Consider the following 13,572-nt stretch of genomic DNA (forward strand, 5'->3'; position numbering starts at 1 on the left):
AAAGAGGCGGAAGGAAAGCGGGGTTCAGAAGGTGCTGCTGAGCTTGCGGGTGACCTGGGCCAAGGACTGGTCGTCGCCGACGTTGCCGGCGAAGACGATGTACGGGATGCCCTTGGCCGGGCCGTCCATCGGCTCCCAGAGGCTCACGATGCCCGGCAGCATGGGTCCGCGGACGATTGCGTGGCGGATTTCCAGGCCGTGCGCGGCGACGTCCGAGGACGTGATGCCGCCCTTGGCGATCACGAAGCGGGGCGGGAAGGTCTTGAGTGTGCGGTTCACCACGGCGACGACGGCGGCTGAGACGGTGCGGGCGATCCGCAGGCTTTCGGCGGCGTCGGAGGTCTTGATCAGCAGCCGGCTGGTGTGGACGATCACGTCGCCGGCGCGGAGGGCAGCGACCACCGTGCCGACGGTTTCGTCGAGGTACGCCCCCGCGTTGTCGCCGAGCAGCTGTTCGACGTCGATCTCCACGATCCGCGCCGCGCTGTGCTGCTCGGTGAGTGCGTTGAGCTGGCGGGTGGTGACGCCGACATGGGAGCCGACGACGATCAGGCCGCCGGCCTCCGACGGCGTGTTGCCGGCATATGCTTCGTCTCCGCTGAGTTCGGTGCGGATTTCCTGGCCGATCCGTGCCCGGACAAAGGGCGGCCCTACGCGGTAGAGCAGTTTCTTGCCGCGGCGCTCTGCTTCTTCCAGGCCCAGGGCCAGGGCGCGGAGATCGTTTTCGGTGACGATGTCCGCCACGATCGGCGTGGAGTCGGTGGCCGGTTCGATGGCGTCGGCAATGGCCTTGGCGGAGATCAGCGGATCATTTGAGGCACGGATGATGTCCAGATCCAGCACGATCACCGAATCCGCGGGGAACCGGCCCTTCGACTTTTCCTCGACGTACTTGGCCATCTCCGAATTGGCGAAACCGAAGCTGGCGTCCCGGGCGAATTCGGTTTCGGCCACGGGGGTGAGCTGTTCGGCGTCCTCGCCCGTGCCGCGCATGAAGTGCACGCCGCCGATGGTCACGCGGCCGGCATCGGGGAACGCGGGAACAATCACGACGCCGTCCGTCGTCTCGCCGTTGACGGCGGTGACGGTGGCGGCGATGACGTCGGGTTCGAGCGGGTAGTGGCCGCGGAGGGTGGAATCGCTGCGACTGACGAAGCTAAGCCGCAGTGCCGGATCAGCCGATGCGGCGGCCGCGAGGGCGTTCCGGACGATCTCCTCGTTGCGGGACGCCGCCTCTGCCGGGTCAAGGCTGCGGGTGTTGGTCAGCACGTAGACCGCGCGCTGGCGCTGGCCGTTGACTTCGTAGCCGAAGGCCCAGGCGAAGTCCGCCACGTCCCAGCGCGTGAGAACCGGCAGGTTCGCCACGGACTGGGTGCCGGTGGGGTCGTCGTCGAGCACTACCAGGACGCGGGGGGACGCCTCGGACGAGGCGGCCACGCTGTCTGCCACTAGCCGGGCGGGGATCTGTACTTCCGCGGGGAAAGCGGCCAGCACGTCTGCTTCGAGGGGCACTATGCACTCCATTGTGTGGGGATCTATCGGTGAAAAGCTACGGCCCGGGAGGGAACCGGAGTTGAGGCTAAATGTAAGATGTCAGACATCTTATTTCCGAGTGTTAGTGTGGCATATGGCACAACGACGCGCAAGTAGACTTGGCCATCAGGGAACATGCCGTGAGACAAAACATCAGGCAGAGCTTCAGGCAAAGCGGAGTCGCTGGACGGGGAGAATTGGCTAGGAAATCGCTGGTCGGCGTAGTGGCCGATGAACTGCTGGACCGGATCATTGCCGGCGAATTTCCGCCCGGCGCGAGCGTCCCCGGCGAACTGGAGCTCAGCTCCCGGCACGAGGTCAGCCGAATGACGGTCCGCGAGGCCATGAAGACCCTCGAAGCCCAGCGGATTCTCAGCGTGGAACGCGGCCGGGGCACGTTCGTGAACCCGGTAAACCGCTGGGGCTCCCTCGACGCGGTGCTGCGGGCGGCCTCGGAAGGCACCAACGACGCCTCCGCCGCTATTCAGCTCATCGAGCTGCGCCGGATGCTGGAGACGGGCGCCTGCGAGCTGGCCGCCGGACGGATGGCGGATTCGGACATCCAGACCCTCCGCGCGCACGTGGAAAAGATGCGGCTGGCGCACGAGCGCAACGACCTGGCGGCCTTCGTGGAGGCGGATCTGGCCTTCCACGACCTCATCCTGCAGGCGTCGGACAACGTCTTCGTCGCTGTGTTGTTCGAGCCGCTGCACCGCGTCCTGGAGAAGCGGCGGACGGAAACGTCCAAGGTGCCGGACATCCAGGAGCATGCAATCGGACACCACCAGAACATCGCGGATGCCCTGGCCTCACGGGATCCGCACCGCGCCCGCGATGCCATGGACGCGCACATGCAGCAGACCCTGGATGACTTGAAGACCTATGTCCTGGGCGACGGTACCGCCTGACACCGACGCACCGGTCCGGGCGGGCCACAGCGGACGCGCCCGGTGGAAGCACTCAGGCGAGCGAGAGGAAGAGCTTCTCCAGTTCGGCCCGGTCCAGGCTTGGGTCCTCCTGTTGCATGCACTGCTGCAGGCCCGTGGCGATGATGGAGAATCCGGCTTTGTCCAGGGCGCTCGATAAGGCAGCCAGCTGGGTCACGACGCTCTTGCAGTCACGGCCCTCCTCGATCATCCGGGTGACCGCGGCAAGCTGGCCCTGGGCGCGGCGAAGCCGGTTGATGACAGGCTTCATGTCTGTGGGATCGAGTTCCATTTGTTCCTCCGGGTTCGATGCGTCAGCTTTTATATCATACCCCCCTGAGTATTTGGAGGACCTCGTCGCCGCGACGGCGACGCGGGCTCCGGGACAGGCTCCGGAGCGGCCATGGGAGCGTCTCCACGACGGGTCGCTAGGGGCATAAGTACCTTGTGCGGCATGCATTATCGGCGTATTGCTGGTGATGTGAACGCCGCCAGGTTCCCCGAGCCGGACGCCGGCCATACCGGCTCCAACACCCCCTCCCCGGGGCCATGGCCGCCGGGGAAACAGGGCTCCGCACGGGGGCAGTACGGCGCCTGGCATTCACAGCCGTGGAGCCGGTACGTCGCCCTGGGGGATTCATTCACGGCAGGCGTCGGCGACCCGGAACCGCTGAGCCCCGGCGGCATGCGCGGGTGGGCCGACCGCATTGCCGAAGAACTCGGCGAGGGTCGCGAGTTCGGCTACGCCAACCTGGCCATCAGCGGCCTGGTCCTTCGCGACATCCTTGACCAGCAACTCGGGCCGGCCTTGAACCTGAAGCCGGACCTCGTCACCCTCTCGGCCGGCGGGAATGATCTCGTGTTCCATCGCGGCGATCCGGACCGGATGGCCGCCGCCCTTGACGATGCCGTGGCCGCGCTCTCCGCCACCGGGGCGACGGTGGTCCTGTTTACCGGCCCGGACTGGGGCGAGACACCCGTGTTTGGGCACATCCGCGGCAAGGTCGCGGTGTTCAACGAGAATATCCGCGTCATCGCCGCCCGGCATGACGGGGTCATCGCCGATCTGTGGGCGCTGCGGCAACTGAGCGATCCCCGGATGTGGGACCCTGACCGCCTTCACTTTTCGCCGCTGGGGCACCACACCATTGCCGCCATGGTCCTGGACACGCTCAGCGTGCCGCACCGGCTGCGGCCGCTGGAACCCAAGCCCATGCCGCCCGGCAACTGGCGGGAAACCAGAGCCGGGGACCTCGCCTGGATGGCGCACTACATGTTGCCCTGGATGGTGAGCCGGATCAGGCCGCGGGCCGACACCCTGCCCCGCCAGGCCAAGCGCCCGCTGCCGGGGCCGCCCCCCGGGTCCCGGCCCCCGGGCCCCGCACCCCTAGTCCGGCCGGGTTCCGTGGGCTAGTCTGCAGGAACGGCCCACAGCCGGGCATCGATGGCGATCACGAGGAGCGAAGTTGTCTAATCACACCTACAGCATTTCTGAAATTGTCGGAACCTCGAACGAGGGTGTCGATGCGGCCGTCCGGAACGGCATTGCCGAGGCCGCCAAGACTCTGCGGAACCTTGACTGGTTCGAAGTCAAGGAAATCCGCGGCCACCTTGAGAACGGTCAGGTCGCCGACTGGCAGGTCACCATCAAGCTCGGGTTCCGCCTGGAACGCTGACCCCCGCTTCGGAGCGGCAACGGCGCGCACCGGGCCGCCTTCGGAGCCAACCCGCAACGCGTCAGGGCGGAGGAGGTCAGGACGGAGAGGAACGCTTCATGCGCTATACGCATCTGGGCCGCTCCGGCCTGACAGTCTCGCGCCTGTGCCTGGGCACCATGAACTTTGGCCCGCAGACCGGGGAGGCGGAGGCTTTCGCCATCCTGGACACCGCGCAGGCAGCCGGCATCAATTTCGTCGATACCGCCAATGTGTACGGCGGGTCGAGCCACCGCGGCTGGACCGAGGAAATCCTCGGCCGCTGGTTTGCCCAGGGGGGCGAGCGCCGTGAGCGCACGGTGCTCGCCACCAAGCTGTTCGGCACCATGACGGACAGACCCAACGAGTCCAAGCTCTCGGCGCTCCACATCCGCCGGGCGCTCGACGCCAGCCTGAAACGGCTGCAGACGGATTACATCGATCTCTACCAGTTCCACCACGTGGACCGGAACACGCCGTGGGAGGAGATCTGGCAGGCCGTCGAGGTCGCCGTGCAGCAAGGCAAAATCCTGTACAGCGGCAGCAGCAACTTCGCCGGCTGGCACATCGCCCGCGCGCAGGAAGCAGCGGCACGCCGGAACTACAACGGGCTGGTCAGTGAGCAGTCGATCTACAACCTGCTGACCCGGGACGTGGAACGGGAAGTGATTCCGGCCGCGCAGCAGTACGGCCTGGGGCTCCTGCCGTGGTCGCCGCTGCACGGCGGCCTGCTGGGCGGGGTGCTGAAGAAGGAGCGCGAAGGCGTCCGCCGCATCGCCGGCCGCGCCCACGAGGCACTCAAGGCACACCAGAAACAGATCCGACGCTACGAGGACTTCGCCGACGAACTGGGCCAGGAGCCTGGCGATGTGGCGCTCGCGTGGCTGCTCCACCAGCCGGCAGTCACCGCTCCGATTATCGGCCCGCGCACGCTCGAGCACCTCGAAGGTTCCATCCGGGCGCAGAAATTGAAGCTCGACGCCGACGCGCTCAAGCGCCTCGACGAGATCTTCCCGGGACACCGCACGGCACCCGAAGACTACGCCTGGTAGGCCGTGACAGCGCCCGGCACCCTGTGGGCAATGGAACGATTTCCGAATCCGCGATGAATCCCGAGTGAACCTTCCGGCCGTTTTCAGCCGTTTTAGCCGTGTACCGGCGAAACCTGCCGGTAGTCGGGTGGCTCTTTTATACTAAGCATGATTAGTATTAGGGCAGAAGGATGAAGCGCACCCGGCGATCCGGGTGCCTCCTCAATGAAAGAAGAAGGAACGATAAAATGGGTTTTTTCGCATTTCTGATTCTGGGCCTCATCGCCGGCGCAATCGCTAAGGCAATCCTCCCGGGACGTCAGGGCGGTGGCATCGTGATCACCCTGATCCTGGGCGTCGTCGGCGCTCTCCTGGGCGGATTCATCGGCAGTGCACTGTTCGGTGTTGGCATCAACGAGTTCTTCTCGCTGTCGACCTGGCTGCTGGCCATCGGCGGTGCGATCATCGTCCTGCTCGTTTACGGCATGATCAGCAAGCGTTCAGTCCGCTAACACGGAAACTGAACGGAAACCGGTCCCGGGTGATCCCCGGGGCCGGTTTTTTCGCACAATTTTGGCAGGACGCAATGGCGTCACGACCGCATATTTCGGCGGCACGGCCATTTCCCGGGAACCTCCACTTCTTCACGCACGACCGTTCTCATACGTCCCTAAAGAACAGGAGTACAGCATGAAGGGCAAACTTCTTTTCGGCGCCGGACTGGCAGCAGGCTATGTTCTGGGCTCGCGGTCCGGCCGCGAAGCCTACGAAAAGCTCAAGTCCCGGACTACCGACCTCTGGCACAGCAAACCGGTCCAGGACAAGCTCACGGCGGCAGCCGAGACGGTCAAGGATAAAGCCCCCGAGGTCGCCGGACAGCTCACCGAGGCCGCCCGCCGTGCACGGACGGTCATTGGCTCAGCCGTCCACCGCGACGCGGGCCCGGAAATGTCAGTGCCGGTGGCCGCCGATGTCCAATCCGACCCGGCGCTCACTGACCAGGACGGACAGGACTGGTCTGATGAAGGCGGCGCCACCCCTGCCGGTCCCGCCACCAGCGTTGAGACGGACAAACTGCCCTAGGCAGCTGCAGCGCCTCCCGGTTGAGGGCACCGCCCTCAACCGGGAGGCGCCAGGGTACCGGCCACCACGATAGCGCCGAGCTCCTCAGAGACCAGCACCCGGGCCGTCAGTCCGTGGCGGCGAAAGATCCCCGCCGTCTGCGCGGCCTGCCGGCGGCTGGTCTCGATGAGCACGTGGCCGCCAGGCGCGAGCCATTGCAGCGCCCCGGCGGCCACCCTGCGCTGCACGTGAAGCCCGTCGGCACCGCCGTCCAGGCAGGTCCGCGGTTCATGCAGGCGCGCTTCCTGGGGCATGGTTTCGATCTCCGCTGATGGCACGTAGGGGGCGTTGACCGCCAACACCCGGACGCGGCCACGGAGTCCTGCCGGGAGCGGAGCATAGAGATCACCCTCGTAGACCTCCCCGCCCAGCGGCCCGACGTTGGTGCGTGCACACGCCACGGCTGCGGGGTCGATGTCGGCGCTGTGGAGTTCGAGTGGGCCGCCGAGCGCCGAAAGCGCGGCCCCGACGGCGCCGGAACCGCAGCAGAGATCGATCACAACGGGTGCCGGGCGGGCGACCCCGAGCGGTTCCAAGCGCCACTCGGTCAAGAGCGCGGCAGCCTCCCGGACGAGGAATTCCGTCCGGCGCCGCGGGACGAACACCCCGGGGCCGACGGCGATGCGGCGTCCGCAGAATTCGGCCCAGCCAAGAATGTGTTCCAGCGGCAGGCCGGCTATCCTCCGGCGTGCCATCGCTTCGAGTGCTTCAGGCGTCGGAGCTGCGTCGAGGAGCAGTCGGGCTTCGTCCTCGGCGAAAACACAGCCGGCGGCCCGGAGCCTGGCTGTGAGGGTGCCGTGCGGGGAATGGTGGCGGATTACTGGCATGGGAGCGCCCTTCGGTCTGATCTCAGACGCCCTCACCGTGAGCTAGCCGCGGCCGGCAGGCCGGCAGCGCCAGGAGGGCACCCTGTCTGGACTTGTGTAAACGGGACCCACCTCCTTTTGCTGCAGTTGCTCGAACTCCCCCATGCTACCCAAGGACAGACCGTCGCGCGGTGATTAATCCGGCGGCATTGAGTCCGGGGTTTGTGACGGCGGTTGACCGCGGCTTCCCGGTCCGGGCTGGCAGGATGTCACCATGGACTCCTTCCCGGCACACGACCTCATCTGGACCGGCTCTTACACGGCAGACTCCGGCGGCAGCGGCACGGGGATCGGCGCAGTGGCCGCGGCGGAGGACGGCACCCTGCGCTGGCTGGGTGTTGCGGCGGCGGCTGACTCTCCGTCCTTCCTGGCTGCCCACCCCTTACTTCCTGTGGTCTACGCCGTTGCCGAGCACGCTCGGACGGTCAGGGCCTACCGCAGGGCCGGCGCGTTTGGCCTGGAGCCGGCCGGCCCGGCGTGGCCGGCCGGCGACGCGGCCTGCCATGTCGCCGTCGAGCCCTCCGGCCGATTCCTGGTGGTCTGCTGCTGGGGCGACGGCCAGGTGCTGTACTACGAGCTCGACGCCGACGGCGGGATCATGGACCGGGCCGCCGCCGCGGGGTCCCGAGATCCCTATCGAGATGCTTCCGGGGGCGCCCAGCGGCCCAGCCGTGCCCATGCCGCGCTCATGCTTGCGGACGGCCGGGTGATGACCACGGACCTCGGTCACGACCTTCTGCGGATCTGGAACGTCCGCCCCGGGCCGGTGCCCGGGCTGGTTCTGGACCACGAGGTGGTCCTGCCTCAGGGCAGCGGTCCCAGGCACCTGGTTCAGCACCCGGGCGGGCATGTCTTTGTGGTGACCGAGTATTCAATTGAGGTGGCCGTGGCGGCAATGTCGCCGGGCTCGGGGGACTTCCGGCTCGGCTTCGTTGGACCGGCCACGGCCGGCGGGGCGCTGCCGGGAGATTCCGCGGCCGAGATCGCGCTGGCGCCCGACGCCGGGCACGCCTACGTGGGCGTGCGCGGCTCGAACCGGATCAGTGCGCTGGTGGTTGAGGCCGGAGGCGCGGCGCTGCGGCCGGTGGCCGATGTGCCCAGCGGCGGGGACTGGCCCCGCCATCACCTGGTCCGCGACGGATGGCTGCACGTGGCCCACGAACGGTCCGGCGACGTCGTGACCTACCCCTTGGACCCGGAAACCGGGCTGCCGGGCTCCCCCTCGGGCCGGCTGCGAGTGGCGTCACCCACCGCGCTGGTGCCGGCCCGGGCCCGGCTCACGCCACGGGAGTGAGCGGCCGGCGTCTGGAAGCGGGAGGAGCCGCCCTCCACCCGCCGGCGAACAGCCCGGCGGCGTAGTCCCGCAGCGGCGGTACAGGCCGCTGCACCATGGCGGCGGCCGCGGCGGAAGCCTCTTCGGCCGAGGGCCGGTCAGCGGCCTCCATGGCCGTCATGGCCGCCAGGAGCGACACCCAGCGCGGTCCCAGTCCCTGCGGAATTGCGGGCCCCCTCAAGGTGCGCGCCACCAGCGACTCCACATGCGTCCCGGGAAATGCCCTGGCCGCCGTCAGGCACTCCAGGAGAACCAGGCCCAGGGCATAGACGTCCGTCGCCGGATCAGCCGGGCCCCCGTTGGCCTGCTGCGGGCTCATGTAGTGCACGGTGCCGGACGACATTCCCGGCTCGAGCACGGTCCCCGCGGGGGCCGCAATGCCGAAGTCCGCAATCCGCACCGGGGACCTGCGCAGGGAACTCAGCAGAATGTTGGCGGGCTTGATGTCCTGGTGGACGAGTCCGAGCGCATGCACGTGGCCGAGCCCGGACAGGGCCGCCGCGGCCCAGCCGGCGACTTCCCCGGGGTCCCCCGGGCCTGCGTGGATCCGTTCCGCCAGATTGCCGCCAAAGGCGAATTCCTCCACCAGGAAGGGGCGGCCGGCCCACGGGCTTCCGTCCGGAACGCGGCCCTCACCTGCGAACGCGACCACGGCCGGATGATCCAGCCCGGACAGGATGCGGGCTTCTTCATGGATCCTGCGCGCGTGCCGGCCGTCGGGTCCCTCGGCCACCTTGACGGCCACGGGGCGCTGGTTCGCGAGATCAGTTCCGCGGAAGACGGTGGCGGTGGCTCCCCTGCCCAGGAGTTCGTGGATCAGGAAGGATCCCGGCTCGCCCGTGGGCCGGCGTGCCGGAAGGACGCTGCCCGCGAGTACCGGGCGGGCCGCCGCCGGAGCGGTCACCGGCTGTGCCAGTAGGCCGCGGCAAGCGACGCGCCACGCTGGTCGACGCCGTCGAGCTGGAAGCCACAGCGGCAGCGCCACAGGGCGGGCAGGGCCGCGGAGTGGCCGGCGGGCTCGAACGAGTAGGAGGCCATCGCACCCGGTTCCGGGGACCGCCATTCCATGGGTGTTCCGCAGTGCCGGGGGGCCTGGCTGTCCGCCGCCCAGGGCCGAACAGTGTGCGCCAACCTCATCTCGGGCAGCGCCATATCCGCGTCGGCCAGGCCCACGTGCCCGGCGGACAGGGAACCGTCGCCGGCTCCCCCGTTGGGAGTTGCGGATTCAGTCACGACGCCTACTCTCATTCGATGGTGAGGAACAAGTAGTAAGCATACATATAACTAGTCCGGCTAACTAGTTTGGCGTACTAGTTTTCGCCAGGGGGCTAGGGCTGGTGCCGCTCTTCACTAATGGCCGAGCTCATCCGCCGTAGGAACGTGATGACAACCCGGGCCTCTTCAGCGCTCATGGACTCGGCAACTTCCATCATCCGGCGGTGCATCTGCCCAAGGGTGGCGCGGACCTCGGAGTCTGTCGCGACCGTCGGCACAATCACGAGCGAGCGCCGGTCGGTGGGGTGCGGCTCGCGCCGGACATGTCCACTGGCAACCAGCCGGTCGATCAGCGAGGTGGTGGACGCGGTGGTGATCCCCAGGGCGCGGCTGAGATCCTTGGGGCCGGCCCGCTCGCCGGTGGACTTGGCCCGCAGCAGGTAGCGCAGGGCCAGGAGGTCGGTCTCGCCCATGCCCATCGAATCGCGGGTGGACCGCCGGGTCGCCACCTCCGAGGCCCTGTAGTCGCGGAGGGCCTGCAGGATGGCCGCGGGGGGATCCAGCCTGTCATCGGGGCCATACCAATATCCGGAGGCCGGCGTGCCGTGGGAGTCCATCCGGCAATCCTAGCGGAACTGGTAACTAGCCTGCCGTACAATCCAGGATGCCTCGTTGAAGTGCCGGGCCCCCAAGCCCTTCCTGCCCTGGCGGGCGCGTCCGGGGCCGCGCACGCAAAAATCCCCGGCGTCCTGTTGCCAGGAAACCGGGGATTTTCCACTCTTCACGAGAAAGAGTGGGCCCTGTGGGGATCGAACCCACGACCCACGGATTAAAAGTCCGATGCTCTACCAACTGAGCTAAAGGCCCCAGCCAAAAGCGCCCAAGCCAGCGGACAAATCCGTAGCTGCGGCGCGTTTCAGCCCAGTCCATTTCTGGACGATTAATACTGTACCCCAGACCCGGGCCGGCTTTTCACCGTGGCGGGACCGGCGTCGGCCGTCACCGGGGGGACCGCCGGCCGATCCTCGATTACCCGGCGGCACTGGAGTAGCGTGGTGGCATGAGCGAGCAAGCAGGATCCAGCGCCCCCGGCCCGCGGCACCACAAGCCGAAACCTTTCGCGCCGATCGATTTTGAACCGTTCGCCGGCGGGGCTGATCCCGCCCGCGTTTCGGAGGCGGCCCATCTGGCCGCCCAGGCGCTCGTGCGCCGCGGCCGCGACAGCGATGACCCCAGGGTCACCAAGCGGCTCGTGAAGCTCGCCGACGAGCAGGGCCTGGAAGCGATCGCCGAAATGTGGGCCGAGAGCCCCGCACGCTCACTCCCCGGTGCCCTGTGGCGCCTGTATGCCCTGCGGGCCGCCACGATCCAGGATCCGGAGCGGATTTCCGTGTACTTCAAGGCGGGAAAGGACACGGCCCAGGTGTCCCATGTGGTGGCCGGCGCTGCCGAGCCGCCGGGAGCGGACGAGATGAAATCCATGGCGGACGCCATCCTCTCCGGAGCCTTCGACGGCGACTTCGACGTCGCTCTGGAACGCTCTGCCGCGTTCTGCCGCGTTGTGGCTCTGGGCCAGGTAACCCTGGCCGACGGCGCCGAGCACAGCAACGAGAACCATGCCAGCAAGCTCACCCGCAACTCCCACCTCCTGGTCAAGACGGCGGAGGACCTCGAACACGCCGCCAACGCGTGGCGGCTCGGCGAACTGGACTAGACGACGGCCAGCCGGGTCTGGCTGGGATGCCTGCGATGCGCCTGCGGACAGAGTTCCGGCGCCGCGACGGGCACGCACGGCGGGGGCAGGCTGTCAATGTTGACTTGATTGAACCTACGTAGAAAACTAAAAGCGGTGCCGAACCGCGAAACCCCCGGGCTTCAACATTTAGCCGCCTAGAGCGGCCTACCGCCGAGAGGCGTATCCGGTTCGGCACCATTTTTATGCCCTTTTGACGGTGACTTTCCCTACGGCTTTGACGGCTGTTTTGCCTGCGGTTCAAACTGCGGCGTTGCCTGCGCAGACATACGCCGCGTCCGGACGGTCCGGGCCGGGGGCGGACGGTAAAGTAATGCGTATGCGCTGGTCTCCGTCAAGTCACACGGCCGGCCGAGTCCACCCGCGAACCTCTCCCCGGAAGACCGGTGACACCACGTGAAGCTGCGCCTGTTCCCGCAGGAATCCGCCGGGCTGAACCTGCTCTCCCAAATGGCGCGCCAGATCGTGCTGGCAACCGGAACCCTGTCGGAGATCCTCGGCGTCCCGGCCAGTGAGCATGCCCGGCTGGTGGAGGACATGCACAACCATGAAGCTAAATCGGCGGAGCTGCACTTTGCGCTCCTGACCCACATGCGGACCAGTTTCGTGAACCCGCTGCCCCGCGAGGACATGTACGCGCTGTCCCGGTATCTCAACGAAGCGATCGAGAAACTCGATGCCGCCGCCGAGCTCGTCTCCCTCTACAAGCTGGAACGGCTGCCCAAACGCGCTGCGGACCAGCTGGAAATCATCAGCCGGCAGGCCGAGCTCACCGTCGACGCCATGCGGAAGCTGAACAACCTGGACGACCTTGAGGACTACTGGATCGAGATCCTGCGCCTGGCCAAACGTGCAGAACGCACGCACAGGGTCTGGGTTGCGGACATGCTCCGCGAGATGAAGTCGACGCAGTACGCGCGCAACCGCGACATCGCGAACCAGCTCGTGGAAGTCACGAAGGACATGCGCCGGATCGCCACCCAAGTAGGCAGCATCATCGTCAAGGAATCCTGACGTGATGATCTTCTTCTTTGCCCTGGTGCTGATCTGCGCCGGTGCGTTCGCGTTCCTCAACGGCTTCAGGGACGCGTCCTCGTCGGTGGCCCTGGCCGTGCGGACACGGGCGCTGACCCCCACCGTGGCGGTCCTGCTGGCCGCCCTGTTCAACTTCATCGGCGCCGGACTGAGCGCCGCCCTGGCGCTGGCTGTCAGCCAGGCGTGGGTGTCGCTTCCGCCAGGCACGAACGGCCTCACGATCCTGCTGGCCGGGCTGCTCAGCGCCATCCTGTGGGGCATCTACATGTGGTGGCGCGGGATTCCGACTTCCTCCACGCACGCCCTGGTCGGCGGTCTCGCCGGAGCAGGGGTCGCGAGCGTCGCCGTCGGCGGTCATCCCGTCACCGGTGTTGACGCTTCCCTCGTGTACCAGGTGGCGCTCCCTCTGCTGCTCTCACCGGTGATCGCCTATATCGGGGCGTACCTGCTGGTCTGGCCCGCCAGCTGGGCCGCCCGTTACACGCCGCCCAGCGTGGTCAACTCCCGGTCGCGGCGCGCACAGGCCATCGCCGCGGGCGCCGTTGCCTTCGGCCACGGGCTGCAGGACGGCCAGCGCACCAGCGCTGTGGTGATCCTCGCGCTGGTAGCGGCCGGGCTCTCCGACGGCGGTTCCGTGCCGGCGTGGGTGGCCGTGCTGACCGCCGTCCTGCTGTCGGCCGGAACGCTGGCCGGGGGCTGGCGGATTTCGTACACGATCGGCTACCGGCTGACCCGGATCGACCCCCTGCGCGGATTTGTCTCGCAGATGTACAGCTCGGTGATGCTGCTCGTGGGCGCGATCGGGTTGCATTGGCCCGTCTCCACAACGCACACCGTGACGTCGGCAGCCCTTGGCGCCGGCGCCAACCAGAGCTTCCCGGGCACCAACCGCAAGCTGGTGATCCGCATCCTGGCGCTATGGGCCCTGACCCCGGTTGCCACCGCCGCCGCCGCGTTCGTCCTTCAGCTGGCGCTCTCGCCGCTGGCAGGGCTGTAGGACTCCTCGATTGCTCCGCAGGTGCCCTTTTGAGGGCTCAAAAAAACGGCACCTGCGGAGCAATCGA

The 13,572-nt window shown here is 67.6% G+C and carries 16 protein-coding genes and 1 tRNA gene; 10 read left to right on the top strand and 7 right to left on the bottom strand.

Going from position 1 to position 13,572, the window contains the following annotated elements; all coding sequences use genetic code 11:
* Window positions 1–24: 24 nt before the first annotated feature.
* Window positions 25–1,512 (bottom strand): four-carbon acid sugar kinase family protein, encoded by a 1,488-nt coding sequence (locus tag ACVWZ7_RS09710; protein WP_456507702.1) that lies wholly within the window; start codon window positions 1,510–1,512, stop codon window positions 25–27.
* 218 nt (window positions 1,513–1,730) lie between these two features.
* On the opposite strand from ACVWZ7_RS09710, the gene ACVWZ7_RS09715 reads away from it, so the two are divergent.
* Window positions 1,731–2,441 (top strand): FadR/GntR family transcriptional regulator, encoded by a 711-nt coding sequence (locus tag ACVWZ7_RS09715; RefSeq protein ID WP_091250148.1) that lies wholly within the window; start codon window positions 1,731–1,733, stop codon window positions 2,439–2,441.
* 52 nt (window positions 2,442–2,493) lie between these two features.
* Here ACVWZ7_RS09715 and ACVWZ7_RS09720 read toward each other — a convergent pair whose 3' ends face one another.
* Entirely contained in the window at window positions 2,494–2,751 is a 258-nt protein-coding gene (locus ACVWZ7_RS09720) for a metal-sensitive transcriptional regulator (protein ID WP_456507703.1), read from the bottom strand.
* A gap of 162 nt (window positions 2,752–2,913) precedes the next feature.
* Here ACVWZ7_RS09720 and ACVWZ7_RS09725 point away from each other — a divergent pair, with 162 nt between their 5' ends.
* From ACVWZ7_RS09725 to ACVWZ7_RS09745, 5 genes are all read left to right on the top strand, one after another.
* The gene (locus ACVWZ7_RS09725; protein WP_344361381.1) at window positions 2,914–3,873 is read left to right on the top strand and encodes an SGNH/GDSL hydrolase family protein; all 960 of its coding nucleotides are present in this window, start codon (window positions 2,914–2,916) and stop codon (window positions 3,871–3,873) included.
* 52 nt (window positions 3,874–3,925) lie between these two features.
* Window positions 3,926–4,135 (top strand): dodecin, encoded by a 210-nt coding sequence (locus tag ACVWZ7_RS09730; protein ID WP_011690139.1) that lies wholly within the window; start codon window positions 3,926–3,928, stop codon window positions 4,133–4,135.
* Between the two features lie 98 nt (window positions 4,136–4,233).
* Window positions 4,234–5,205: an aldo/keto reductase gene (locus ACVWZ7_RS09735; protein ID WP_344361392.1), complete on the top strand. Its 972-nt coding sequence runs from the start codon at window positions 4,234–4,236 to the stop codon at window positions 5,203–5,205.
* 227 nt (window positions 5,206–5,432) lie between these two features.
* Window positions 5,433–5,696, top strand: a complete 264-nt coding sequence (locus ACVWZ7_RS09740) for a GlsB/YeaQ/YmgE family stress response membrane protein (RefSeq protein WP_091250134.1) — start codon at window positions 5,433–5,435, stop codon at window positions 5,694–5,696.
* A gap of 178 nt (window positions 5,697–5,874) precedes the next feature.
* A complete protein-coding gene (locus ACVWZ7_RS09745) occupies window positions 5,875–6,267 on the top strand; it encodes a hypothetical protein (RefSeq protein WP_456507704.1) in 393 nt (130 codons plus the stop codon).
* Window positions 6,268–6,302: 35 nt separating this feature from the next.
* Here the strand turns inward: ACVWZ7_RS09745 and ACVWZ7_RS09750 are convergent, their stop codons facing one another.
* Window positions 6,303–7,133 carry a putative protein N(5)-glutamine methyltransferase gene (locus ACVWZ7_RS09750; RefSeq protein ID WP_456507705.1) on the bottom strand — a complete coding sequence of 277 codons (831 nt, stop codon included), beginning with the start codon at window positions 7,131–7,133 and terminating at the stop codon, window positions 6,303–6,305.
* A gap of 253 nt (window positions 7,134–7,386) precedes the next feature.
* On the opposite strand from ACVWZ7_RS09750, the gene ACVWZ7_RS09755 reads away from it, so the two are divergent.
* A complete protein-coding gene (locus ACVWZ7_RS09755; RefSeq protein WP_456507706.1) occupies window positions 7,387–8,466 on the top strand; it encodes a lactonase family protein in 1,080 nt (359 codons plus the stop codon).
* On the opposite strand, the gene ACVWZ7_RS09760 is transcribed toward ACVWZ7_RS09755, so the two are convergent.
* The 4 genes from ACVWZ7_RS09760 to ACVWZ7_RS09775 all read right to left on the bottom strand — a co-directional run bounded on the left by ACVWZ7_RS09760 (window position 8,450) and on the right by ACVWZ7_RS09775 (window position 10,587).
* Window positions 8,450–9,409 (bottom strand): serine/threonine-protein kinase, encoded by a 960-nt coding sequence (locus ACVWZ7_RS09760; RefSeq protein ID WP_237563264.1) that lies wholly within the window; start codon window positions 9,407–9,409, stop codon window positions 8,450–8,452. The genes ACVWZ7_RS09755 and ACVWZ7_RS09760 overlap by 17 nt on opposite strands.
* Window positions 9,406–9,738 (bottom strand): hypothetical protein, encoded by a 333-nt coding sequence (locus ACVWZ7_RS09765; protein ID WP_456507707.1) that lies wholly within the window; start codon window positions 9,736–9,738, stop codon window positions 9,406–9,408. Before ACVWZ7_RS09765 ends, ACVWZ7_RS09760 begins: the two co-directional genes overlap by 4 nt.
* Window positions 9,739–9,833: 95 nt before the next feature.
* Window positions 9,834–10,337: a MarR family winged helix-turn-helix transcriptional regulator gene (locus ACVWZ7_RS09770; RefSeq protein WP_456507708.1), complete on the bottom strand. Its 504-nt coding sequence runs from the start codon at window positions 10,335–10,337 to the stop codon at window positions 9,834–9,836.
* Window positions 10,338–10,514: 177 nt separating this feature from the next.
* Window positions 10,515–10,587, bottom strand: a tRNA-Lys gene (locus tag ACVWZ7_RS09775).
* Window positions 10,588–10,780: 193 nt separating this feature from the next.
* On the opposite strand from ACVWZ7_RS09775, the gene ACVWZ7_RS09780 reads away from it, so the two are divergent.
* From ACVWZ7_RS09780 to ACVWZ7_RS09790, 3 genes are all read left to right on the top strand, one after another.
* The gene (locus ACVWZ7_RS09780) at window positions 10,781–11,434 is read left to right on the top strand and encodes a hypothetical protein (protein WP_456507709.1); all 654 of its coding nucleotides are present in this window, start codon (window positions 10,781–10,783) and stop codon (window positions 11,432–11,434) included.
* Between the two features lie 435 nt (window positions 11,435–11,869).
* A complete protein-coding gene (locus tag ACVWZ7_RS09785; protein ID WP_116765472.1) occupies window positions 11,870–12,487 on the top strand; it encodes a DUF47 domain-containing protein in 618 nt (205 codons plus the stop codon).
* A 4-nt stretch (window positions 12,488–12,491) separates the two neighbouring features.
* Window positions 12,492–13,505, top strand: coding sequence for an anion permease (locus ACVWZ7_RS09790; protein ID WP_456509092.1), 1,014 nt, complete (start codon window positions 12,492–12,494; stop codon window positions 13,503–13,505).
* The last annotated feature ends 67 nt before the right edge of the window (window positions 13,506–13,572 follow it).

It is taken from the genome of Arthrobacter sp. TE12232, from assembly GCF_054062615.1.